This is a genomic window from Rhizobacter sp. P3_B12 (genome assembly GCF_056402895.1).
The window spans coordinates 1-19,887 of sequence record NZ_JBFUGN010000002.1 but is presented as its reverse complement, the minus strand read 5'-3'; the positions used below and the strand labels follow the sequence as shown (position 1 = coordinate 19,887).

Genomic DNA, 19,887 nt, shown 5'->3' with positions numbered 1-19,887 from the left:
CGTCGTCAACCCTGCATGAAGCGGCGCGCCCGCTCGCTCATCAGGTCGGGCGTCCATGGCGGCTCCCAGCACAGGTCGACCCCGATGCGGATCTCCGCCGGCAGCAGCCGGTCGAGTTCCGACTCGATGTCGTCGACGATCACGTCGATCACCGGGCACGCGGCCGATGTCATCGTGACCCGCACCCRCACTTCGCCCGCCGCCACCGACACCCCGTACACGAGGCCGACATCGACGATCGACAGCGACAGCTCCGGATCGACGACCCCCGTCAGCGCCGCCAGCACCGGTCCGCGCAGCGTGGGCGGCCCGTCGTACGGGAACGGCAGCCTGCTCACGGCATCGCTGCTCATGGCCGCACCGCCGCGGCATCCGGCACGCCATCCGCCTGGCCCGCCGGACGGCGCAGCAGCCGCAACGCATACCCCGCCAGCACCACGGCCYCGGCCGCGAACACGATGTCGCCGGGAACGCGCAGCCACACCAGCGTTTCCATCAGGCGCGAGTGCACGATCGCGGGCGACCTCGCGAACCACATGCCCTGATCGATGCTGGCCCACGCCTGGTAGACGCCGGCCGGCAGCAGCGACATGAAGACCATCATCGCGAGGCCGATGTTCAGGCCCCAGAAGGACAGCGCGAGCAGCCGATCCGCATGCAGGTGGCGCGCGTACAGGCCGCGCAGGCAGAACAGCATCAGGCCGATCCCCAGCATCCCGTAGACGCCGAACAGCGCCGCGTGGCCGTGCGCCGCCGTCATGTTCAGGCCCTGCACGTAGTACAGCGACGCGGGCGGGTTGATCGCGAAGCCGAGCACGCCGGCGCCCAGCGTGTTCCAGAAGCCCACCGACACGAAGCACAGGATCGGCCACCGGTACGCGGCGAGCCAGGCCGCGCCCTTCGAGCGGCGGTGCGTCTGCAGCGCCTCCAGCCCGATCATCGCCAGCGGCACGACCTCGAGCGCGGAGAACACGGCGCCGACCGCGATCACGGAGGTGGGTGTCCCGGTGAAGTAGAGGTGGTGCAGCGTGCCCAGGATCCCGCCGAACAGGAACACGATGGTCTCGGCGACGATCGCGCGGTTCGCGCTCGCGGCGCGCACCAGCCCGAGCCGGGTGAAGATCAGCGCCACCACGGCGGTCGCGAACACCTCGAAGAAGCCTTCGACCCACAGGTGGACGAGCCACCAGCGCCAGTACTCGATCATCGAGTAGTGCGTCTGCCTGCCCCACATCAGCGAGCTGGCGTAGAAGCCGCCGATGCAGGCCGCCGACAGGAACACCATCGCGATCAGGCCGCGGGTTTCCGAAGGCCTCTTCAGCGCCGGCCACAGCGCGCGCCCGAGCAGCAGCAGCCAGAACAGCAGGCCGACGAACAGCAACAGCTGCCAGACCCGGCCCATGCTGGTGTATTCGAGACCCTGGTTGCCAATCCAGAAGCTGAAGTCCACGCCGCGATGCTGCAGCGTCCCGAGCCAGCCGGTGGCGGTGGAGCCGACGACGATCGCGATCAGCGCCCAGAACAGCACGTCGACGCCGAGCTTCTGCAAGCGCGGCTCGACGCCGGACAGCAGCGGTGCGATGTAGAGCCCCGTCGCGAGCCAGGCGGTGGCGATCCAGAAGATGCCGACCTGCGTGTGCACCGTGCGACTCACCACATAGGGCAGCACCTGGGCCAGCGGAATGCCGAAGAAGGCCTCGCCCTCGACCGCATAGTGCGCGGTGACGGCCCCCATGCCGATCTGCAGCAGCAGCAGGCCGATGACCGCGAAGAAGTACTTGCGTGTCGCCTTCATCGAGGGCGTGGCGACGATCTTCAGGAACGGGTCGGCGGCCGGCGGCGCCAAGTCTTCCTCATGGGCTTGTCCGCCATGGAACCACAGCATCGCGGCGATGCCGGCGATCAGCAGCACGATGCTCGCCATCGACCACATGGCCGCCGAGCCGGTCATCACGTTGCCCACCAGCGGCTCGTGCGGCCAGTTGCTCGTGTACGAGAGCCCGGTCTCGCCGGGGCGGTCGGTCGCGGCCGCCCACGAGGTCCAGAAGAAGAAGGCGGTCAGGGCCCGGCGGTCTTCGGCGGCGGGGATGGCACCTGCCCGCATCGCGTACTGCTCGCGCAGCACAGCCAGCGAGGTGTCGCTGCCGAACAGCGCGGCATAGTGGCCGGCGACGGCGCGCACGGCCTGCCCGCGTTCGTTCGAGACCTTCAGCACGCCGCTGCCGTCGTCGTAGCCATTGGCGCGCATCTGCTGGCGCAGCACGTTGTCGATGGCCGCGCGATCCTGGCTGCCGAGCGACGGCTGCGCCTGCTGGTGGGCCTGCACGAGGATCTGCTGGAGCGCGACGGCCTCGCGATGCAGCCAGTCGGCCGACCAGTCCGGCGCGACATAGGCGCCGTGCCCCCAGACCGTGCCGAGCTGCTGCCCGCCGGAGGCGAGCCACACCTGCTGGCCGGCCTGGATCTGTTCGCCGGTGAACAGGACCTCGCCGTCGGCCGTGACGACCGACTTCGGGATCGGCGGCGCCGCCAGGTAGATCTGGTAGCCGATGAAGCCGAGGGCTCCGAACGAGAGGACGAAGATGAGGCCCAGCCAGCGCCAGAGCCTGCGATTGTTGTTCATGGTTCTGCTCCTGAGAGGGTTCGCCGGCGGGACCGAGGTGGTCATGGGAATGGCTCCTTGCTGCCGGCTCGATTAAAGATGCATTTCTTGTGCACCTATCGTAAGCACGCCATGGCGAGAACGCATTGACCCGGATCAAGCACGGGACGACCCGCCCGCAGAAACCTCCAACCCATCTGGCGGGCATTGACCCAGGACAAGGCACCGCCCTGGGTCCGCCGGTACCGTTGCACCGCCAATAGATGTACAACCCATACCGGATATTCACATGAGCACATGGATCAAGAATGCGTTGCTCGCCACGCTGGCGGCGCTCGCCGCGGGTGGTGGCAGCGCGGTACTCGCCGCCGCGGGCGCAGCGCCCGCACCTGCCCCCGCAACGTCACGCAAGTCCGGCGATTTCGGGCCGCCGCAGGGGGCACCGATCCGCGCCATCCTGACCAGCCCGCCGCACGTGCCGCCGCCGACGAACCGCACGGTGCCCGCCAAGGTCATCGTCGAGCTGGAAGTGGTCGAGAAGGAGATGCAGATCTCCGAAGGCGTGTCGTACATGTTCTGGACCTTCGGCGGCACCGTGCCCGGCAGCTTCATCCGGGTCCGTCAGGGCGACACCGTCGAGTTCCACCTGAAGAACCACCCGAGCAGCAAGATGCCGCACAACATCGACCTGCATGGCGTGACGGGGCCGGGCGGCGGTGCCGCCTCCAGCTTCACCGCGCCCGGCCATGCCTCGCAGTTCACGTTCAAGGCGCTCAACGAAGGCATCTACGTCTACCACTGCGCGACGGCGCCGGTCGGCATGCACGTGGCCAACGGCATGTACGGCCTGATCCTGGTGGAGCCGCCGCAAGGCCTGCCGAAGGTGGACCACGAGTACTACGTGATGCAGGGCGATTTCTACACCGCCGGCAAGTACCGCGAGAAGGGCCTGCAGGCCTTCGACATGGAGAAGGCGATCGACGAGCGGCCGACCTACGTGCTGTTCAACGGCGCGGAGGGCGCGCTGACCGGCGACAAGGCCATCCCGGCGAAGACCGGCGAGACGGTGCGGCTGTATGTCGGCAACGGCGGGCCCAACCTGGTGTCGAGCTTCCACGTGATCGGCGCGATCTTCGACGAGGTCCGCTACGAGGGCGGCAGCAACGTGCAGAAGAACGTGCAGACGACGCTGATCCCGGCCGGCGGCGCGGCGGTCGTCAAGTTCACGACCAAGGTGCCCGGCAGCTACGTGCTGGTGGATCACTCGATCTTCCGTGCCTTCAACAAGGGGGCGCTGGCGATCATGAAGGTCAGCGGCCCCGAGGACAAGACGATCTACTCGGGCAAGGAGCTCGACTCCGTCTACCTCGGCGACCGGGCGCAGCCCGACATGCGGCCGGTCGCCGTCGCGACCCAGGCCGCGGCCGCGGGAACGCTGACCTTGCAGGACCAGGTGCAGGCCGGGCGCTCGCTGTTCACGGGGACCTGCTCGGTATGCCACCAGGCGAACGGCGAAGGGCTGCCGGGCGTGTTCCCGCCGCTCGCGAAGTCCGACTTCCTCGCCACCGACCCCGCACGCGCCATCGACGTGGTGATGCGCGGACTGGCCGGCAAGCTCACCGTGAACGGCACCGACTACAACTCCGTGATGCCGCCGATGAACCAGCTGAACGACGACGAGGTCGCGAACATCCTCACCTACGTCCTCAACAGCTGGGGCAACGCCGGAGGGCGCATCTCCACCGGCCAGGTGAAGAAGGCGCGCGAGGCGAAGCCGGGAACCACCGCGACCGCAGAGCATTGACGTGAAGCGGCTCGCAACCGTGGTGCTGGCGGCCGCGCTGTCGGCGATCCCGCTGCCGGCTGCCGCACAAGGGGCTGCTGCCGCGCCGCCGGCCTACGTGCCGGTGCCGGCCGGCACGCTCACCAGCGTGCTCGCGCGCGACGCGGATGGGGGACCGGCCACGATCCCGGCGTTCGAGATGCGCGAGACGCCCGTGACCGTGGCGGACTGGCAGCGCTTCGTGCGCGCGCATCCCGAGTGGCGGCGCGGCCAGGTGGCGCGCGCCTTCGCCGACGGCGGCTACCTCGAGCACTGGCGCAGCGATGCCGAGCCGCCGGCCGGCGCGCAGTCGTCGCAACCGGTCACCGAGGTCAGCTGGTTCGCCGCCCAGGCCTACTGCGAGACCGAAGGCGCCCGCCTGCCGTCGTGGCCCGAATGGGAATACGTCGCCGCCGCCGATGCCGGGCGGCGCGATGCCCGGGCCGACCCGGCGTGGCGGGCCCGCATCCTGGCCTGGTACGGCCGGCCGGCCACGCAGGCGCTGCCGAGCGTCGGCGGCGAGCCGAATGCCTACGGCGTGCGCGACCTGCACGGGCTGGTCTGGGAGTGGGTCGACGACTTCAACGCGCTGCTCATCAATCCCGACAGCCGGTCGGCCGACGACCCCGACAAGCTGCAGTTCTGCGGTGCCGGCGCGATCGACCTGCAAGACCGGCAGAACTATGCGGTGCTGATGCGGGTGGCCTTGCTGTCGTCGCTGCAGGCGCCGCAGAGCACGAGCAGCCTCGGCCTGCGCTGCGTGCGCCCGCTGCCTCACGCTTCCCATCTTCTCGAGGAGATTCCATGATGCTTCGACGTACCCTGCTGGCCGCTGCGCTGGCGCTGGCGACCGCTTCGGTGGCGGCCGAACCGCCGCTGCCCGGCGACTCGATCTACCAGCTCCCGCTGCGCCTGACCGACCAGGACGGCGCCCCGGTCCCGCTCGGCCGGGACCGGGGCCACCTGGTGMTCGCGACGATGTTCTACACCTCGTGCCAGTACGTCTGCCCGATGCTGATCGATGCGTTGCGCGAGACGCAGGCGGCCTTGCCTGCGGCGGACCGCAGCCGCCTGAGCTTGCTGATGGTGAGCTTCGATCCGGCGCGCGACACGCCGCAGGTGCTCCAGCGCACGTTCGACGAACGCCACCTGGAGCGTGCGACATGGACACTGGCGCGCACCGACCCTGCAGGCACGCGCAAGCTGGCGGCCTTGCTGGGCATCCGCTACCGGCAGCTCGCCGACGGCGACTTCAACCACACGAGCGTGCTGGTGCTGCTCGATGCGCAGGGGCGCGTCATCGGCCGCAGCTCGCGGCTCGGCAGCGCCGACCCCGCGTTCGTGCGGCTCATCCAGGAGACGCTGCGCGCCGACGCGCGCTGAATTGACGCGGATCAACACGCCTCGGGCGAAGCGGCGCCAAGCTCGGGTTCCATCGCCGGCCGGGACACTGCCATGCAACACGCTGCCATACGCGTCATCCTCGAAGAGCACAGCGCCATGTCGGCGATGCTGCGCTCGATCAGCCTGCTGCTGGCCGATCACCGGCGCCGCGGCAGCCTGCCGGATTTCGGCGTGTTGCGCGCGATGCTGTTCTACGTCGACGAGTTTCCCGAACGCCTGCACCATGCGAAGGAGAGCGAGTTGCTGTTCCCGTTGCTGCGCAGGCGCACGACCGAGGGCGACGAGGTGCTCGACCGCCTGGACCGCGAGCACGCCGATGGCGAGCGGGCGATCCGCGAGCTGGAGCACGAGCTGCTCGGCTTCGAGATGATGGCCGACACCGCACAGCTGTGCCAGCGCCGCGACCGCTTCGAGCAGGCGATGCAGCGCTACATCGATTTCTACCTCGCGCACATCCGCGCCGAGGAGACCGAGGTGCTGCCGCTCGCGCAGCGCGTGCTGACCGCCGAGGACTGGGTTGGACTGGACCGCGCGTTCTGCGCCAACCGCGACCCGCTGGCCGGCCACCCGCCGGACGACAACTACCGGCATGTCTTCAAGAAGATCCTGTGGGCCCTGCCGCCGCCGCTGGGCATCGGGCCGGCGATCGGCCACGGCAGCCGGCCGCCGGGCGGGCGCTGACCGCATGGCACTGCCCACTCCGATCCTCCTCGACGCCACACCGGCCTGCACGCGGCGTCGCTTCATCCGGCTGCTGCCGATCGGTGCTGCGCCGTGGCTCCCGGTGGTGCACGGCAAGCCGAAGCCGGCGCCGCCACCAGACCCGTCGACCTTCGCGCACCTGGACGAGCGCGATCCCCACGCCAAGGCGGTGGGCTACGTCGAGGACGTGGCGCGCGTCGACCGCCGGGTCTATCCGAAGTTCACCGCCGGCAGCACCTGCGACAACTGCGCGCTGTACCGCGTGCCGGCACAGGCCTGGTCCGAGTGCACCCTGTTCCCACGCAAGCTGGTGGCGGCCAGGGGCTGGTGCGACGCCTACGTGCGCCGCGCAGCACCTTGACCTGCCGAGGGCGTCTGTCGGGGCGCCGGGTCGGCGACCCGCACGAGCCACTCGTGCATGAGTTGCTTCTCGGCCACGGTGAGTCCCGGCAGGTCGGCCAGGTGCGCACGCAGCGTCGAGACCGCCGCCACCACGCCAGAGTCTTTCACCGGGGCGTCCTTCAGGATGGCGCCCAGCACCGCATCGCGGGCCGCCTCGGCCATGCCGCGGCGCGCCTCGGGGGCCCTGCCGAGCATCTCGAGCACCGTGCCCTTCGCCATGGCGTGGCAGAGGTCGACCGCGCGCGCTCTCGAGCCCGAACGATGTGTAGCCCATGAAGCCCCTGCGGAGCGATTCGACGGGGTCCATGCCGGACTTGTCGGCTCGCTTCCTGGCGACGAAATTGGCCAGMGCCTGTTCCGCGACGGCGTCGAGCAGGCCCTCCTTGTCACCGAACAGCCGGTAGATCGCCGGCGCCTGCACGCGGTGACGGATGGGCGAATCTGCGCTCGCCGAGCGCCATCGAGTGCATCACGCGAAAGTCGAGGGTGGTCGTGTACCAGGCGATGGCCGCATCGATGTCGTCTACGCGGATGCCCACGTGGTCCGGTCGGAACGACGTGAAGGGACTCGAGGTCTTCGCAGCAGGAGAATGTCGCGCTCACCTGAGCTTGACGACGACCTTGCCCTTCGCGCGGCCCGCTTCGACATAGGCCATCGCCTCGTTGATCGATTCGAACGGGAAGACCCGGTCCACCACGGGATGGAGCACGCCCACGTCGAAGAGGCGAGTGATCTCGCCCAGCTGGCTCCCGCTCGCCTTCATGAAGAGGAACGAGTAGCCGACCCCGCGGCGCCTGGCTTGTCGCCGCGCGCCCGAGCTCAGCAGCCGCATGACCCACCTCACGAACCAGGGTGCGCCGATCTCCCGGCCGAAATCGGGATCGGGCGGCCCGGAGATGGAGACGAGCTTCCCGCCGGCCTTGAGCACGCGGAGGGACTTTTCGAGCGTCTTGCCGTCCTGGCTGTTCAGGACCACGTCACAGTCGCGCAGAACATCCTCGAAATCCTGGGTCTTGTAGTCGATGACGACATCGGCGCCCAGGCGCTTCACGAGCTCGACATTGGCCGCGCTCGTCGTCGTGGCCACGGTGGCGCCGAGATGTTTGGCCAGTTGGATGGCCACGGTGCCGACGCCGCCGGAGCCGGCCTGGATGAAGACCTTCTGCCCCTTCTTCAGTCCGGCCTTCACGACCAGGGCCTGCCACGCCGTCAACGCCACCAGCGGGATGGAAGCGGCTTCTTCCATCGTCAGCCCCCGGGGCTTGAGCGCCAGCGAAGCTTCCTTGACGGGCACGAATTCAGCGAAGCTGCCGATCCGGAAATCATCCGGCCGCGCACAGACCTCATCGCCGACCTTGAACTGCCGCACGCGCGGGCCGATCTTGACGACCACCCCAGCCACATCGTGGCCGAGGATGAGCGGCAGGCGATACGGCAGGATGAGCTTGAACTCGCCGTCCCTGAGCTTGGAATCGAGCAGGTTCACGCCGGCGGCATGCACCTGGACCAGGACCTCGTCGTCGCGCAGCTCCGGAGTCGGCACCTCTGCCAGTTCCAGCGCGCGCTTCTTGCCGTATCGATGGAGAACGAATGCCTTCATGGTTGTTCTCTTGCCGCGAGGCGCATGTCCATGGTGTTTCCTTGCTATGCTGCGAACGTTAGGAGACTGATGGTCTCCAATGTAGCAGACCGACGGTCTCTTGTGCAAATCCCTTTTCGTGAAATCCCTGCCGGCGACGACCCCGATGAGTCCTCCCTCCCCGTACCTGCGCGCGCGCTCCCCCGAACAGAAGGAGGAGCGCCGCCGCCACCTGCTCGACACCGCGAAGGCGCTGCTGCTGGACATGCCGGACGTGCATGACCTGGGCATCAACGAACTGGCGCGGCGCGCCGGGATGACCAAGTCGAACGTCTACCGGTACTTCGAGAGCAGCGAAGCCGTCTTGCTGGATGTGCTGGTCGAGGAGTTCGTCGTGTGGCGTGCCGAGCTGCACAAGGCGCTGGGGCGGGACCGCAAGCGCGCAGGAACGGTCGAGCACGTCGCGCGGGCGTTCGCGGCCACCGTGGCGGCGCGCCCGCTGCTGTGCCGGCTCACCAGCATCTTCCCGTCGATCCTCGAGCACAACATCTCGGCCGGGCGCATGGTCGAGTTCAAGCGTGGCCTGCTGGCCGTGCGCCAGGAGACCGCGCTCGACTTTCACGCCTGCGTGCCGTCGATCGCGGCAGCGAGCTTCGAGCGTTGCATCCACCTGGCCCTGCCGCTGCTCATCGGGCTCTGGCCGCTCAGCCACCCGGCCCAGGTCGCGGCCGAAGTGATCGAGCTGCCCGAGCTGGCGGCCTTGCGCTACCGCTTCCAGCAGGATCTGGAAGAGGGCCTGCTGATGCTGCTGCGCAGCCTGCCGGGCGAGCAGCTGGCGGGCGGCGGGTCTCAGCGAGACTTGCGCGCTGCGTCCTGAGCGGCTCGCTCGATCACGGCAGCGACCGCCTTCGGCTGCGTCATGAAGACCGCGTGGCTGGCTTTCACCTCGGTCACGGTGGCATCGATCCGCTTGGCCATCTTGTGCAGCATCCGCACGTCGAAGGCCTTGTCGTCGGTCGCGATGACAGCCCAGCTCGGCCGGGTCCGCCACGCCGCCTGGGTGAGCTTGGTGCCGAACACCGACATGTTGATCGGCACCTGCGAGTCCCGCATGAACGCGACCTCCGCATCGGTGGCATCGCCAGCGAACCCGATCTTGAACTTGTCGCGGTTGACGAAGCCGTACCCGTCGGCCTGGACATCGATGACGAAGTCGGGGGCCGAGAACCCGGTGTACTGCTCGCTCGTCGTCTCACCGGCGTCGGGCGACAGCGCCGACACATAGACGAGGCCGACGACCTTGGGGTCGACACCGGCCTCGGTGATCACGGTGCCGCCCCAGGAGTGGCCGACGAGGATCGTCGGACCGTTCTGGAGTGCCAACGCGCGCTTGGTGGCGGCCACATCGTCGGCCAGCGAGGTCAGCGGATTCTGGACGATGGTGACCTGATAGCCGCGCTTGGTCAGTTCGTTGTAGACACCACGCCAGCCCGAGCCATCTGCGAAGGCGCCGTGCACCAGCACGACGTTCCTGACCTGGGGAGGCTGTGCGCTGGCGCCACCACCAACGCCGACGATGCTGGCGGTTGCCGCAGCTGCGACGATGAGCTTGCGAAATGTGATGTTCATGGAGAGGTTCCTTGACTGTCGAAGAGGGTTGGGTGGATTCGCGAATCGTTCCGAAATGGTAGAGAAGACGTCGGTTAACGTGGTTGCAAGTTGAGCCACCCGGTTGTGCCAAATGAACTTCATTTCCTCCAGATCGTCTTCATAAAATGTTGACGCCGGACGATTTGCGCAATAAATGTTCTCGGCTTCGAGTGCAGGTTCGAAAGGGCATTGCAAGGGGGGCGAAGACGCTTCGCCCGCTCTTGCTCAGATGCCGCAGGTCGCGCGGATCTCTTCGACGGCGCGCTCGCCGATCACGACGCAAGGCGCCATCGTGTTGCCGCTGGTGACGTGCGGCATGACGGATGCGTCAGCAATGCGCAGCCCCTGTACGCCATGGACTTTCAGGGAACCGTCGACCACCGACATCTCGTCGCGTCCCATCTTCGCCGTACAGGACTGGTGCCAGTACGTCACGGCCGCATTGCGTGCGTAGTTCTCCAGGTCCTTCCCGGCGAGCCTGCCGGGCAGGCTCTCGCGCTTGACGAGGCCCTTGAACGCGGACTGCGAGCCCAGCTCCTGCACCAACCGGATGTTCTCGAGGGCGCTTCGCAGATCGTCCGGGTCCGACAGCGTGTTGGGCTGGATGATCGGGTTGTCCATCGGGCCGGCGCCCGACAGCGTGATGCGGCCGCGGCTCTTCGGATGCGCGAGGCCCGCGAACATCGTCCAGCCATGCGCCGGCACGCCGAGCGGCGCGGTCTCCGCGCTCGGGACGGGAAATTCCACCTGGCAATGGAACATGTCTGGCAGGCGCAACGAACTGTCGCTCGACCAGTAGAGCGTCGCTTCCGAACCGCCGTGGCCGACCTGCTGGGGGTTCTCGTACTCGAAGATGACGGCGAACGAAACATGGTCCTGGTGGTTGGCACCCACGCCGGGCAAATGCTGGACGAGCGGAATGCCGTGACGGCGCAATTCGTCCTGCGGGCCGATTCCCGATTGCATCAGGACCTTGGGCGTGTTGACGGCGCCGAGCGACAGGATGACTTCGCGGTCGGCGGTGAAGCGTTCGGCGCGCCCACTGCGAACCACCTCGACGCCAACGACACGTCGGCCCTCGAACACCAGGCGGCTGACCAACGTGTGGGTCAGCACCGTCAGGTTGGCCTGGCCGCGGCAGGGGTGGACGTAGGCCCGATAGATGGAATTGCGCCGGCCGTCCTTGATGATGAGGTCGTTGATGGCAGCGCCACCGCGGCCTTCCATCATCACGCCGTTGGGGTTCTCGAAGGCAGGGATGCCGATCTGCCGCGCGGCATCGATCAGCGCGCTCGCCACCGGTTGTGGGTGGCGGGCGGGCGCGACGTGAACCGGGCCGCCCACGCCTCGACGCTTCGCATCGGGGGTGCCGCCGTAGTTTTCCACGCGCTGATAGATCTTCAGCACGGATTCATAGCCCCAGGCCGGATTCCCGCTGGCCTCGGCGAAGTCCTCCCAGTCGTTCATGTGGCCGCGCGCCCAGAGCATCACGTTGATGCTCGAGCCGCCGCCCAGGACACGCCCCATGTTCAGCGGGATCTGCCGGTTGTTGAGATGCGGGTTGGGCGCGCCGCTGAAGTTCCAGTCTCGCTCGGAGCCGAGGTTCAGCGGCCAGTTTCCAGGCTGCTGCACGTCGGGGACCTCGTCATCGCCCCCGGCCTCGATGAGCAGGACCCGCACCTCCGGGTTCTCGGCCAGGCGGCCGGCGACCACGGAGCCGGCCGTGCCGGCTCCGCACACGATGAAGTCGAAGTGGCTGTCAGGGAAGGAAACGGGTGTGGCTTGCGGTTGGGCGGGGCTCAAGGTCATGGTCATGTCCGGTGAAGAGGTGATTGCAAGTGCGACGCTGGCTGCGCGCGGCGCGGAGTGTGTTTCAAATCTATCAAATAATGCAAATTTGATAGAATTCCCGACATGCACCGTAGGTTGATCGCGGTCCTCGCCGCTGGCTTAAGCTCTGCGCCTTGCCTGTGACGCTGCCGTCCCCATCGATCCCGCGACCCCACCCCTCCATGGAAGACGACGTCCTCACCACGACGGAAGCGGCCAAGCTTCTGGGCATCTCGGTTCGCACCGCGCAGCTCTTGATCGAGGGGGGCGGGCTTCCGTCATGGAAGACGCCGGGCGGCCATCGCCGGGTTCATCGCTCCGACGTCGAAGCGCTGTTGCCGGGCAGCAGGCCTCAAGGGCGTGCGCACTCCGCGGTGGTGCTCGTGGTCACGAACGAAAGCCGCCGGCCACGGTTCGAGGCCGTGCTCGAGCGTGTCGGGCATGTGTCCCCTCAGTTCCAGATGAGCACCTGGTCCGCGGCAGCGGCCGTCGCAGGGCGCCTTCCTGCCGCCGTCGTCGTCGACCTGGAGGCCTGGGGAAGCCAGGGCCTCGGACTGCTGGAGACGCTGGCGAACGACGGCCGCTTCAAGGATGCGGAGCTCGTTGCCATCGCGCCCTCCGCGCGGCGCGGCGCATCGGCGCCGGCGGCACGCGTGCGCGAGATTCCGCTCGACCATCTGGAGGGCGTGTTGACGGAGCTTGCGCAGGACGAGGGTCAGGCCATCGACATCGCCAGCAACGGATTTCCGGTGGCTCCGAACGAGGCCAGCCGGCTGCAGGCCGTGCAACGCTCACGCCTTGTCGACACCCCTTCAGAAGCGCCATTCGACAGGGTGACGTGGCTCGCAGCGAATGACCTGAAGAGCCCCATCGCGCTGATGACGGTCCTGACCGCCGAGCGCCAGTGGTTCAAATCGCGGCAAGGATTGGACATGCCCGACACCCCGAGAAGTTGGGCCTTCTGCAACCACACCGTGCTGCAGCGCGATGTGATGGAGGTCAGGAACCTGGCGAAGCACGCGAGCTTCGCCGGCAATCCGGCGGTGGCAGGTGCCCCGCACTTCCTTTTCTATGCCGGTGCACCGGTCTACGACCCGGATGGATTCGCGCTGGGCTCCATCTGCGTCATCGACTACCGCCCGCGACAGTTGGACAAGACCCAGCGGAAGACCCTGCTGGAGCTCGCCGCGATCGCTTCCGACGCGGTGAAGCTGCGGGGGATCCAGGCGAAGCGCTAGTCGCGGGCGGCAACATCAGATCGGAATCTGCGTCGTCGACAACACCTGCTTGAGCCCGATGAACGAGCGCACCTGGCGCACGCCGGGCAGTTGCAGCAGTTGCTCCGCGTGCAGGCGGTTGAAGCTCTCGTTGTCACGGGTGCGCACGATCATGAAGTAGTCGAACTCGCCGGTGATGACATGACACTCCATGCATCCGGAGACCTTGGCGACCGCCTTCTCGAACTTCGCGAACGAGTCGGGCGTCGACCGGTCGAGCACCACGCCGATCATCACGATCATCCCCGCATCGAGCGCCCGCGGGCTCAGCAGCGCGACGATGCCGGTGATCAAGCCCAGCTTCTTCAACCGGTCGACGCGACGCAGGCAGGCGGGCGCACTCAGGTTCACCATGCGAGCCAGCGCGACGTTCGACACCGACGCATCGCGCTGCAGTGCCCGAAGAATCAACTTGTCGGTACGGTCGAGATCAGCGGCCGGCACCGGCGCCTGAACCGGGGTGGAAGCGCCCTTGGGCGAGCGAATCTTTGTTGCGTTCATTTCTCTTCTGGCGCAAGTTAATCAGATATAGGCGATCCGGAGAATACCAATGGTGCTTGGAGTCGACTTCATTTGCAACCCTGTGAACAGCCGTTGTTCCTACCATGTCGACACGTCGAACTTCACGGGACCTGCCATGAACCTGAATCGCTTCCCACGCCACGCGCTGACCTTCGGTCCTTCGCCCATTCACCCGCTGAAGCGACTGAGTGCGCATCTCGGTGGAAAGGTCGAACTGTTCGCCAAGCGAGAGGACTGCAACAGCGGCCTGGCGTTCGGCGGCAACAAGACCCGCAAGCTCGAGTACCTGATCCCCGAAGCGCTCGCGGAAGGCTGCGACACGCTGGTCTCGATCGGCGGCATCCAGTCGAACCAGACGCGCCAGGTCGCCGCGGTGGCGGCCCATCTGGGGATGAAGTGCGTGCTGGTGCAGGAAAACTGGGTCAACTACGCCGATGCTGTCTACGACCGCGTCGGCAACATCGAGATGTCGCGCATCCTCGGTGCCGACGTGCGGCTCGACGCCGCCGGGTTCGACATCGGCATTCGCCCGAGTTGGGAGCAGGCGTTGGACGATGTGAGGCGGGCCGGCGGCAAGCCCTTCCCGATCCCGGCCGGGTGCTCGGAACATCGGCTGGGCGGGCTGGGATTCGTCGGGTTCGCGGAGGAAGTGCGCGCCCAGGAATCAGCGCTCGGATTCAGGTTCGACTACATCGTCGTCTGCTCGGTCACGGGCAGCACGCAAGCCGGGATGGTGGTCGGCTTTGCCGCCGACGGCCGTGCCGATCGTGTCATCGGCATCGATGCGTCGGCCAAGCCGGCGCAGACCCGCGCGCAGATCCTGCGCATCGCGCAGCACACGGCCGAGCTGGTCTCGCTGGGCCGGGCCGTCACCGACCAGGACGTGGTGCTGGACACGCGCTTCGGCGGGCCCGAGTACGGGTTGCCGAGCGAGGGCACGCTGGAAGCGATCCGCCTTTGTGCGCGCCAGGAAGGCATGCTCACCGACCCCGTCTACGAGGGCAAGTCGATGCACGCGATGATCGAGATGGTGCGCCAGGGCGAGTTCCCTGCAGGATCGAGAGTCCTGTACGCGCACCTGGGCGGCGTGCCGGCGCTCAATGCCTACAGCTTCCTGTTTCGCAACGGCTGAAGGGCACGGCGCAAGAAAAAACGCCCTGCGCATCCATGCTACTGAACCTCCCTGTCTGTACCGCGCAGTCCCCCAAAAATCCCCCGGGCACTTCAACGAACTGGCGGGGAACCCTCAGGATCATCGGCGTGGAGCCACTGATCGCGGCGATGCGTAAGGCGTGAGCCCTCAACCTCGAATTCATCGCGAAGCGCGTGCTGCGCGTTCACCGGCAGGCCTATCCCGTGCGGCTCTCCGCGCGTTTGAACACAGCCTCGACCCAAAGCGGAAATTGGCTCAGGTTGAGCAAGGCTCCGGAAAGTGGCCGCTCAACGAGACTGTGCCGAAACCCCGTCGCAAGATCGCGAGCGGCACCAGGCATTGATGGTTGATGGATATCTGCGGCGAAGGCCCCCGGTGCACGCCTCGCCCACTATGTGCGATGCGCCAGCTTCTCGATGTTGGCAGCCGGCGCAGTCCGACGCCGCGGCCTCGTAGCGCTCGAACCGATGGTCGCGCTGACCATAGATGTGGCCGTTGCCGGTGAGCGTCTTGCCGGCCGGACACGTCGCCGTCCTGTGTCGGCGGTGATCAGCGTGTGCGGCTCGATGACGGGCGCCGCCTTGTCGATCATCGGCAGCAGCATGGCTTGCTCAGAGCCCGAGCCAGTGACCTCGACAGCCACGATGATCTGGTGCTTGCTGTCGACCGCGGCCTGCGCCGCATAGCCCTGGATCACCCCCTTGCTCGTGGCCATCTTGGCGCTGTCGGGGTCGAGCCGATCGGCCCGATGGGCCAGCTCGGCGTGCGTGCCGCTGCGCTCCTTGCTGCGGGCATCGAGTCTGGTCAGGTCCAACTCATGGTCGACCAGGTGATCCAGCGCGAACTCGAACGTTCCGGGCTGGATCTGCTCGCTGAGCATCACCGGGATGAACATCCCACCTCGTTCGACTGGCTTGTAGCGTGCCATCCTGTGCCCCCGTTGAAGCGATGGCATCGCAATCCAATTGCCGCGCCTGATTCAGGGGCGCGGAGGTTATTGCACAGTCTCAACGTTTGACGTGAGAGGCGTTGACCGGCTTGCCGGGCAGCGTCCTCTCGATGGAAGGGAAGGCGTCATTCGCCTGGAGGCTGTTGTCGAAGCATTGAAGAAAGCCGTCCCATCGTTCGTCGTGTAGTTCGTGCTCCACGAAATTCCCATTCGTGTACTCACCGATGGTGCGACGCCAGAACGCCTGAGCAAGGAAGTTGAGGGGCATTTGTCCGACCTCCCACTTGCCACGAAACTGATCGAAGATGAACCGGGCCCCCTTGGTTCCAACCCCGGTTCGCCTGTACCTTTTCATTACGAAGAACTGCCCCATCCAGAAGTCGTTCTCGGGGAGGCTCACATCCGGATCCACCAGCCCGAAGCCGGCGTAGTTTCCGTCAACCAGGAAGAAGTAGGCGCGCAGCCGTGGATTGCGAAGGTAGCGATCGACGGCGAAGCCATACTCGCCATGCATGTTCAGGGTCTGAGGCCAGACCTCGGACAAGTCGTACTGATACAACTCGAGCATTCGAGAGAGTACAGCCTTGTCTTGCCACTCAGCGACGCGAAAAGTGATGTCAGGCATATATGGAGCGTGGGAAGACCACGGTTTGCCCGCGGTGCCTAACGTGTTGCAGGGCAACACGCGGTGCGACATATCACGGCAAACCGTGCAGCAACCGGTCGGGCAGGACCTGCGGCAAGTATCTGCTGCATCTTCAATTTCCCTCATTGACTGTTTATTTGCACAGCACCAAATTCCCCGTCAAAAGCCGCATCAGTTACAAGCGCCGGGCAGGTCTTGCGGCGTCCCCCGGGGAGGCATCGCCAAGCAGTCTTCCGTCTCCCGCTCTTCGCAACCGTGCACTCCTCTTTGCCCCGGCTCCGTCAAAGACCTGCCGCCGTTGAAGGCCACCCGGCTGCTGGACCGGGTCCGCGAACGCATCAAAGTCGGCTGGACTGCCATCTATCAGCGTGCTCTGAAGCGGACACTGGCGAGCTTCTCAATCTGGCCAGCTGCTGGCATTCGACCACGAGGCGCGAATGTCAGCAATGGCTTGACCTGCAGCCAACAGATCGTCGAAGGCTGGTGGAGCCCTTCATAATCAAAACCTGACCCCCGCTTGTTCGAGATGCCGACTTTCATCATGGATAAATTCTTGCTGCAGCAACAGGTGCTGGAACGGCTCGCCGAAGACCTGCTGCAAGCCGAACAGGCAATGCGGGCGGCCCATGAAACGGCGACTCACGAAGAAAACATCGCCGAGAACAAATACGACACATTGGGACTCGAAGCCGCCTACCTGGCCACCGGCCAAGCTCGTCGCGCCGAAGCCATCCGCCAGGCGATGGCCAATTGGCGCCAATTCCGCCCGCTCCCCTACGACGCCAGCAAAGGTATACAGCTCGGCGCGCTGGTCTGCCTGGTCGATTCCGACGACAAGCGGCAACAGCTCTTTCTCGGCCCAGATGGAGGCAGCATGAAGTTGGTCAGCGGCGGTCAGCTCGTTCAGGTCATCAGCAGCGAGGCCCCGCTGGGCAGGGCCATGCTGGGCAAATGCGAGGGTGATGAGGTGTCGATACAGGTCGCTCCAATCCGACAGCAGTTTGAGGTGCTGCGGGTTCATTGAGCTGCGAGCAAGTTCGCGCCGAATTGATCAGAAATTACTCGCCCCGACCCCTTTAGGACGCTCTGCACAACTCCTGGCCAGCTATGCAGAGTTCGTTCGCGCTCTCGGCCTCGCGCACATCAATTCACTTCGGTGGCACTGACCGCGAGGCAGGTCAGGGTTGGCATTTGCCCGACGCTCTGCCGAGTTCAGCGCCGCACAGCAGTTGTTGAAGGCGAGCTGCTCGGGAGCAGTCGTTCGTCAACGGGTGAACTCGACCCTGAGCTGCCCTTCGAGGTGTCGAGGTGCGCGGCTGCGAACCGGACATTCGCCGAGGGCGGCCGTGGATGCCCGTATCCGACCCGTTGCGGTCCTTCGGGTTGCCAGTCTCGCCGCCGAAAGGCAGTCGTTCAACATGAGCGGCGACCGCAGGCGTGCGACGCATGCCGGAGGACGTCTGCTTGATGAAGGCGCTAGATGTCACTCTCGACCTCCCCCTTCGCCGCAGGAACGACAAGCCGGGCGAAGAGATGCGACTTCACGATGAAGAACACTGCAAGCCCCGCCTCAAAAGCGGCGACCGCAACGTCGAGCTTCGCTTCTGCGGCGAGCGCAGAGAACGAAGAGCTACCGTCATTGAGCATGAGCGACCGAAAGATGAGCCAAACGAGCGAGGGGGACGCCTTTGCCAGCAGCCACAAGCCGACCAGGCTGCAACCAACACGTGCCAATTCATGGGCACGAAACGACAGCCGGTTTTCGTGCTGAGTGCGCGGCAACAGCTTGTGGGCAACGACCATGGGGAAGAACCACAGAATCAGTGCACCCGCTACGTAGAGACCACCAATGGCATAGGCGACCGCGATATTGGCGTCGTTGCCCAGCGGTGGCGCCGAGGCCAGCGCCTTTGGAATGGAAACGAAGTAGGCGACGCTGGTAAGAGCCAGCCAGGTTGCAAAGAGCCGCACTGCGATGCCAACGAGTTGTTGTGGTGTCATGTGATCTCTCCCTCGCCGGAGGAGTACGCGTCATTCTGCGGTTCAGCACGAAACATTACATCAAATCTCAGAACGTACTTCAGACCGTGCCTGACCTCTGCGCCTTCGTGGACGAGCCCGTGCTGGAAGATCAGCGCCGTGCCGGCCGCCCCTACAACCTTTGCTGCTTCAAAGCGAGTGGCGCCCCCCTCATACCCTTCGTTCAGGCAAATCATGAAGGTGAGCAGGCTGATCTCTCCAGTGCTTCTGCGAAACGGTATGTCTGCATGCCAAGTGAATCGCTGACCTGGAACGTACCGATAGAGGCGAAATCGCTCGTTCAGGCCGACAGGCTGCCTGCCCCCGATCAATTTAGGAAGGTGAGGTGAAGCACGCTGCCAGAGCTTCTCAGCGAGCAAGTAGTCATCCCATATCTGCCGATCGTTGTTGCGCGTTTCTTCTTGAATTCTCACGCCTGTAGCAGAAACGATGGGAGCCGACTCGAACGCGGAACTCTCCGCCCAAGCGATGAACTCGGCGCATTCGATCGAGGTGAGGAATCGGCTTACCGTGAAGATTCCAGGGGAGATGTCTGTGCGTTGCATGGTGTCGAACGTTTGGCAGGAGCGCGACTGCTCGAAGCTGCCTACCCTGGCCGAGAGGTCGTAGCCTACTCGAAAGCCGCCGCTGACGATCGGCGTCTAGTGGCCGAGATCAAGATGAAGCAAAGAGAAGCCGACGACCGTCGTCGGCCACCTCTGGCCGAGCGACTACCTGCAGGAACTTCTCAAAGCAGGGCACGAGCCACCAACCCGCGTCATGGTCAAACGGAGCAGGCTCCCCCGATGCGTTGTAGATGACTTTCGCCGTGTTCTCTGCCACGTACAGCATGCTCTTCAAGAGCGGACCGACGGATACATCTGCTTGCTCGCCAGCTAGCGTGATTGCGCGAACGTCAGAGAACGCGGCGTGAGCGAATCGCCAATCGGATGGAGCGTCTGCCAGTGCAGCGACACGCGCGATCGACGGTACTGAGGGGCCGTATCGCATGCAGAACTTCAGCAGTCCTGTCGCCCATCTCACCTGCTCCTCTGGCGACAGCTCTTCGCAGAGCACTCGCCCACAGTCAAGGAAGCGCCCCTGCGACCAGGCTACCTCACCAGAAATGAACGATTGGCTCCGCGGCATGGGGACTACTATCGCACGGCCTCGAAGCAGACTCTCGTGAGCGTCGGCATCTGGCCGAATGTGGGCGGTCCTCAGGCCACCTGTGGATCGCTGAACGCAGCCAGCACTACGAAACTCGCTACCGCCAACAGCGCCAGAAAGAATAGATGCCAACCGAGGCGTAAGTAGGCGCAGTAACGC

The 19,887-nt window shown here is 65.9% G+C and carries 21 protein-coding genes; 9 read left to right on the top strand and 12 right to left on the bottom strand.

Annotated elements, in window-relative coordinates; all coding sequences use genetic code 11:
- Positions 1 to 5: 5 nt before the first annotated feature.
- Both AC1D01_RS00285 and AC1D01_RS00280 read right to left on the bottom strand, forming a co-directional pair.
- Entirely contained in the window at positions 6 to 353 is a 348-nt protein-coding gene (locus AC1D01_RS00285) for a metal-sulfur cluster assembly factor (RefSeq protein WP_477864117.1), read from the bottom strand.
- The gene (locus AC1D01_RS00280; RefSeq protein WP_477864116.1) at positions 350 to 2,623 is read right to left on the bottom strand and encodes a nitric-oxide reductase large subunit; all 2,274 of its coding nucleotides are present in this window, start codon (positions 2,621 to 2,623) and stop codon (positions 350 to 352) included. Before AC1D01_RS00280 ends, AC1D01_RS00285 begins: the two co-directional genes overlap by 4 nt.
- Before the next feature lie 268 nt (positions 2,624 to 2,891).
- On the opposite strand from AC1D01_RS00280, the gene nirK reads away from it, so the two are divergent.
- The 5 genes from nirK (at position 2,892) to AC1D01_RS00255 (ending at position 6,891) form a co-directional block, all read left to right on the top strand.
- Positions 2,892 to 4,406: a copper-containing nitrite reductase gene (gene nirK, locus AC1D01_RS00275; protein WP_477864115.1), complete on the top strand. Its 1,515-nt coding sequence runs from the start codon at positions 2,892 to 2,894 to the stop codon at positions 4,404 to 4,406.
- A 1-nt stretch (position 4,407) separates the two neighbouring features.
- Positions 4,408 to 5,232 carry a formylglycine-generating enzyme family protein gene (locus AC1D01_RS00270; RefSeq protein WP_477864114.1) on the top strand — a complete coding sequence of 275 codons (825 nt, stop codon included), beginning with the start codon at positions 4,408 to 4,410 and terminating at the stop codon, positions 5,230 to 5,232.
- Positions 5,229 to 5,807, top strand: coding sequence for an SCO family protein (locus tag AC1D01_RS00265; protein ID WP_477864113.1), 579 nt, complete (start codon positions 5,229 to 5,231; stop codon positions 5,805 to 5,807). The genes AC1D01_RS00270 and AC1D01_RS00265 overlap by 4 nt, the downstream gene beginning before the upstream one ends.
- A 72-nt stretch (positions 5,808 to 5,879) precedes the next feature.
- Complete coding sequence (locus AC1D01_RS00260; RefSeq protein WP_477864112.1) at positions 5,880 to 6,509, top strand: hemerythrin domain-containing protein; 630 nt, start codon at positions 5,880 to 5,882, stop codon at positions 6,507 to 6,509.
- 4 nt (positions 6,510 to 6,513) lie between these two features.
- A complete protein-coding gene (locus tag AC1D01_RS00255; protein ID WP_477864111.1) occupies positions 6,514 to 6,891 on the top strand; it encodes a high-potential iron-sulfur protein in 378 nt (125 codons plus the stop codon).
- Here the strand turns inward: AC1D01_RS00255 and AC1D01_RS00250 are convergent.
- The 3 genes from AC1D01_RS00250 to AC1D01_RS00240 all read right to left on the bottom strand — a co-directional run bounded on the left by AC1D01_RS00250 (position 6,867) and on the right by AC1D01_RS00240 (position 8,533).
- Entirely contained in the window at positions 6,867 to 7,151 is a 285-nt protein-coding gene (locus tag AC1D01_RS00250; RefSeq protein WP_477864110.1) for a hypothetical protein, read from the bottom strand. The genes AC1D01_RS00255 and AC1D01_RS00250 overlap by 25 nt on opposite strands.
- A gap of 167 nt (positions 7,152 to 7,318) precedes the next feature.
- Complete coding sequence (locus AC1D01_RS00245; protein WP_477864109.1) at positions 7,319 to 7,471, bottom strand: VOC family protein; 153 nt, start codon at positions 7,469 to 7,471, stop codon at positions 7,319 to 7,321.
- 60 nt (positions 7,472 to 7,531) lie between these two features.
- A complete protein-coding gene (locus tag AC1D01_RS00240) occupies positions 7,532 to 8,533 on the bottom strand; it encodes an NADP-dependent oxidoreductase (protein WP_477864108.1) in 1,002 nt (333 codons plus the stop codon).
- A 145-nt stretch (positions 8,534 to 8,678) separates the two neighbouring features.
- Between AC1D01_RS00240 and AC1D01_RS00235 the strand changes: the two genes are divergently transcribed.
- A complete protein-coding gene (locus tag AC1D01_RS00235; RefSeq protein ID WP_477864107.1) occupies positions 8,679 to 9,389 on the top strand; it encodes a TetR/AcrR family transcriptional regulator in 711 nt (236 codons plus the stop codon).
- Here AC1D01_RS00235 and AC1D01_RS00230 read toward each other — a convergent pair.
- Together AC1D01_RS00230 and AC1D01_RS00225 are read right to left on the bottom strand one after the other, a co-directional pair.
- Positions 9,362 to 10,264 (bottom strand): alpha/beta fold hydrolase, encoded by a 903-nt coding sequence (locus tag AC1D01_RS00230; protein WP_477864106.1) that lies wholly within the window; start codon positions 10,262 to 10,264, stop codon positions 9,362 to 9,364. The genes AC1D01_RS00235 and AC1D01_RS00230 overlap by 28 nt on opposite strands.
- Before the next feature lie 123 nt (positions 10,265 to 10,387).
- Positions 10,388 to 11,971, bottom strand: a complete 1,584-nt coding sequence (locus tag AC1D01_RS00225; RefSeq protein ID WP_477864105.1) for a GMC family oxidoreductase — start codon at positions 11,969 to 11,971, stop codon at positions 10,388 to 10,390.
- 203 nt (positions 11,972 to 12,174) lie between these two features.
- Here AC1D01_RS00225 and AC1D01_RS00220 point away from each other — a divergent pair, with 203 nt between their 5' ends.
- A complete protein-coding gene (locus tag AC1D01_RS00220) occupies positions 12,175 to 13,230 on the top strand; it encodes a helix-turn-helix domain-containing protein (protein ID WP_477864104.1) in 1,056 nt (351 codons plus the stop codon).
- A gap of 15 nt (positions 13,231 to 13,245) precedes the next feature.
- Here the strand turns inward: AC1D01_RS00220 and AC1D01_RS00215 are convergent, their stop codons facing one another.
- A complete protein-coding gene (locus tag AC1D01_RS00215; protein ID WP_477864103.1) occupies positions 13,246 to 13,770 on the bottom strand; it encodes an Lrp/AsnC family transcriptional regulator in 525 nt (174 codons plus the stop codon).
- A 136-nt stretch (positions 13,771 to 13,906) separates the two neighbouring features.
- Between AC1D01_RS00215 and AC1D01_RS00210 the strand changes: the two genes are divergently transcribed.
- Entirely contained in the window at positions 13,907 to 14,923 is a 1,017-nt protein-coding gene (locus tag AC1D01_RS00210; RefSeq protein WP_477864102.1) for a 1-aminocyclopropane-1-carboxylate deaminase, read from the top strand.
- Positions 14,924 to 15,335: 412 nt separating this feature from the next.
- On the opposite strand, the gene AC1D01_RS00205 is transcribed toward AC1D01_RS00210, so the two are convergent.
- Entirely contained in the window at positions 15,336 to 15,839 is a 504-nt protein-coding gene (locus tag AC1D01_RS00205) for a hypothetical protein (protein ID WP_477864101.1), read from the bottom strand.
- A gap of 112 nt (positions 15,840 to 15,951) precedes the next feature.
- On the bottom strand, positions 15,952 to 16,518 hold the full coding sequence (locus AC1D01_RS00200) for a GNAT family N-acetyltransferase (RefSeq protein ID WP_477864100.1): 567 nt from the start codon (positions 16,516 to 16,518) through the stop codon (positions 15,952 to 15,954).
- A 562-nt stretch (positions 16,519 to 17,080) separates the two neighbouring features.
- Between AC1D01_RS00200 and AC1D01_RS00195 the strand changes: the two genes are divergently transcribed.
- Complete coding sequence (locus AC1D01_RS00195) at positions 17,081 to 17,563, top strand: GreA/GreB family elongation factor (protein WP_477864129.1); 483 nt, start codon at positions 17,081 to 17,083, stop codon at positions 17,561 to 17,563.
- A gap of 452 nt (positions 17,564 to 18,015) precedes the next feature.
- Here AC1D01_RS00195 and AC1D01_RS00190 read toward each other — a convergent pair whose 3' ends face one another.
- Positions 18,016 to 18,540, bottom strand: a complete 525-nt coding sequence (locus tag AC1D01_RS00190) for a hypothetical protein (protein WP_477864099.1) — start codon at positions 18,538 to 18,540, stop codon at positions 18,016 to 18,018.
- Complete coding sequence (locus tag AC1D01_RS00185) at positions 18,537 to 19,124, bottom strand: 2OG-Fe(II) oxygenase (RefSeq protein WP_477864098.1); 588 nt, start codon at positions 19,122 to 19,124, stop codon at positions 18,537 to 18,539. The genes AC1D01_RS00190 and AC1D01_RS00185 overlap by 4 nt, the downstream gene beginning before the upstream one ends.
- Positions 19,125 to 19,887 lie beyond the last annotated feature (763 nt).

Coding starts and splice junctions, on each gene's coding strand:
- nirK (WP_477864115.1), top strand. CDS start 2,892: ATGAGCACATGGATCAAGAATGCGTTGCTCGCCACGCTGGCGGCGCTC.
- AC1D01_RS00260 (WP_477864112.1), top strand. CDS start 5,880: ATGCAACACGCTGCCATACGCGTCATCCTCGAAGAGCACAGCGCCATG.
- AC1D01_RS00255 (WP_477864111.1), top strand. CDS start 6,514: ATGGCACTGCCCACTCCGATCCTCCTCGACGCCACACCGGCCTGCACG.
- AC1D01_RS00250 (WP_477864110.1), bottom strand. CDS start 7,151: ATGGCGAAGGGCACGGTGCTCGAGATGCTCGGCAGGGCCCCCGAGGCG.
- AC1D01_RS00240 (WP_477864108.1), bottom strand. CDS start 8,533: ATGAAGGCATTCGTTCTCCATCGATACGGCAAGAAGCGCGCGCTGGAA.
- AC1D01_RS00235 (WP_477864107.1), top strand. CDS start 8,679: ATGAGTCCTCCCTCCCCGTACCTGCGCGCGCGCTCCCCCGAACAGAAG.
- AC1D01_RS00230 (WP_477864106.1), bottom strand. CDS start 10,264: ATGAAGTTCATTTGGCACAACCGGGTGGCTCAACTTGCAACCACGTTA.
- AC1D01_RS00225 (WP_477864105.1), bottom strand. CDS start 11,971: ATGACCTTGAGCCCCGCCCAACCGCAAGCCACACCCGTTTCCTTCCCT.
- AC1D01_RS00220 (WP_477864104.1), top strand. CDS start 12,175: ATGGAAGACGACGTCCTCACCACGACGGAAGCGGCCAAGCTTCTGGGC.
- AC1D01_RS00215 (WP_477864103.1), bottom strand. CDS start 13,770: ATGAACGCAACAAAGATTCGCTCGCCCAAGGGCGCTTCCACCCCGGTT.
- AC1D01_RS00210 (WP_477864102.1), top strand. CDS start 13,907: ATGAACCTGAATCGCTTCCCACGCCACGCGCTGACCTTCGGTCCTTCG.
- AC1D01_RS00205 (WP_477864101.1), bottom strand. CDS start 15,839: ATGTTCATCCCGGTGATGCTCAGCGAGCAGATCCAGCCCGGAACGTTC.
- AC1D01_RS00200 (WP_477864100.1), bottom strand. CDS start 16,518: ATGCCTGACATCACTTTTCGCGTCGCTGAGTGGCAAGACAAGGCTGTA.
- AC1D01_RS00195 (WP_477864129.1), top strand. CDS start 17,081: ATGGATAAATTCTTGCTGCAGCAACAGGTGCTGGAACGGCTCGCCGAA.
- AC1D01_RS00190 (WP_477864099.1), bottom strand. CDS start 18,540: ATGACACCACAACAACTCGTTGGCATCGCAGTGCGGCTCTTTGCAACC.
- AC1D01_RS00185 (WP_477864098.1), bottom strand. CDS start 19,124: ATGCAACGCACAGACATCTCCCCTGGAATCTTCACGGTAAGCCGATTC.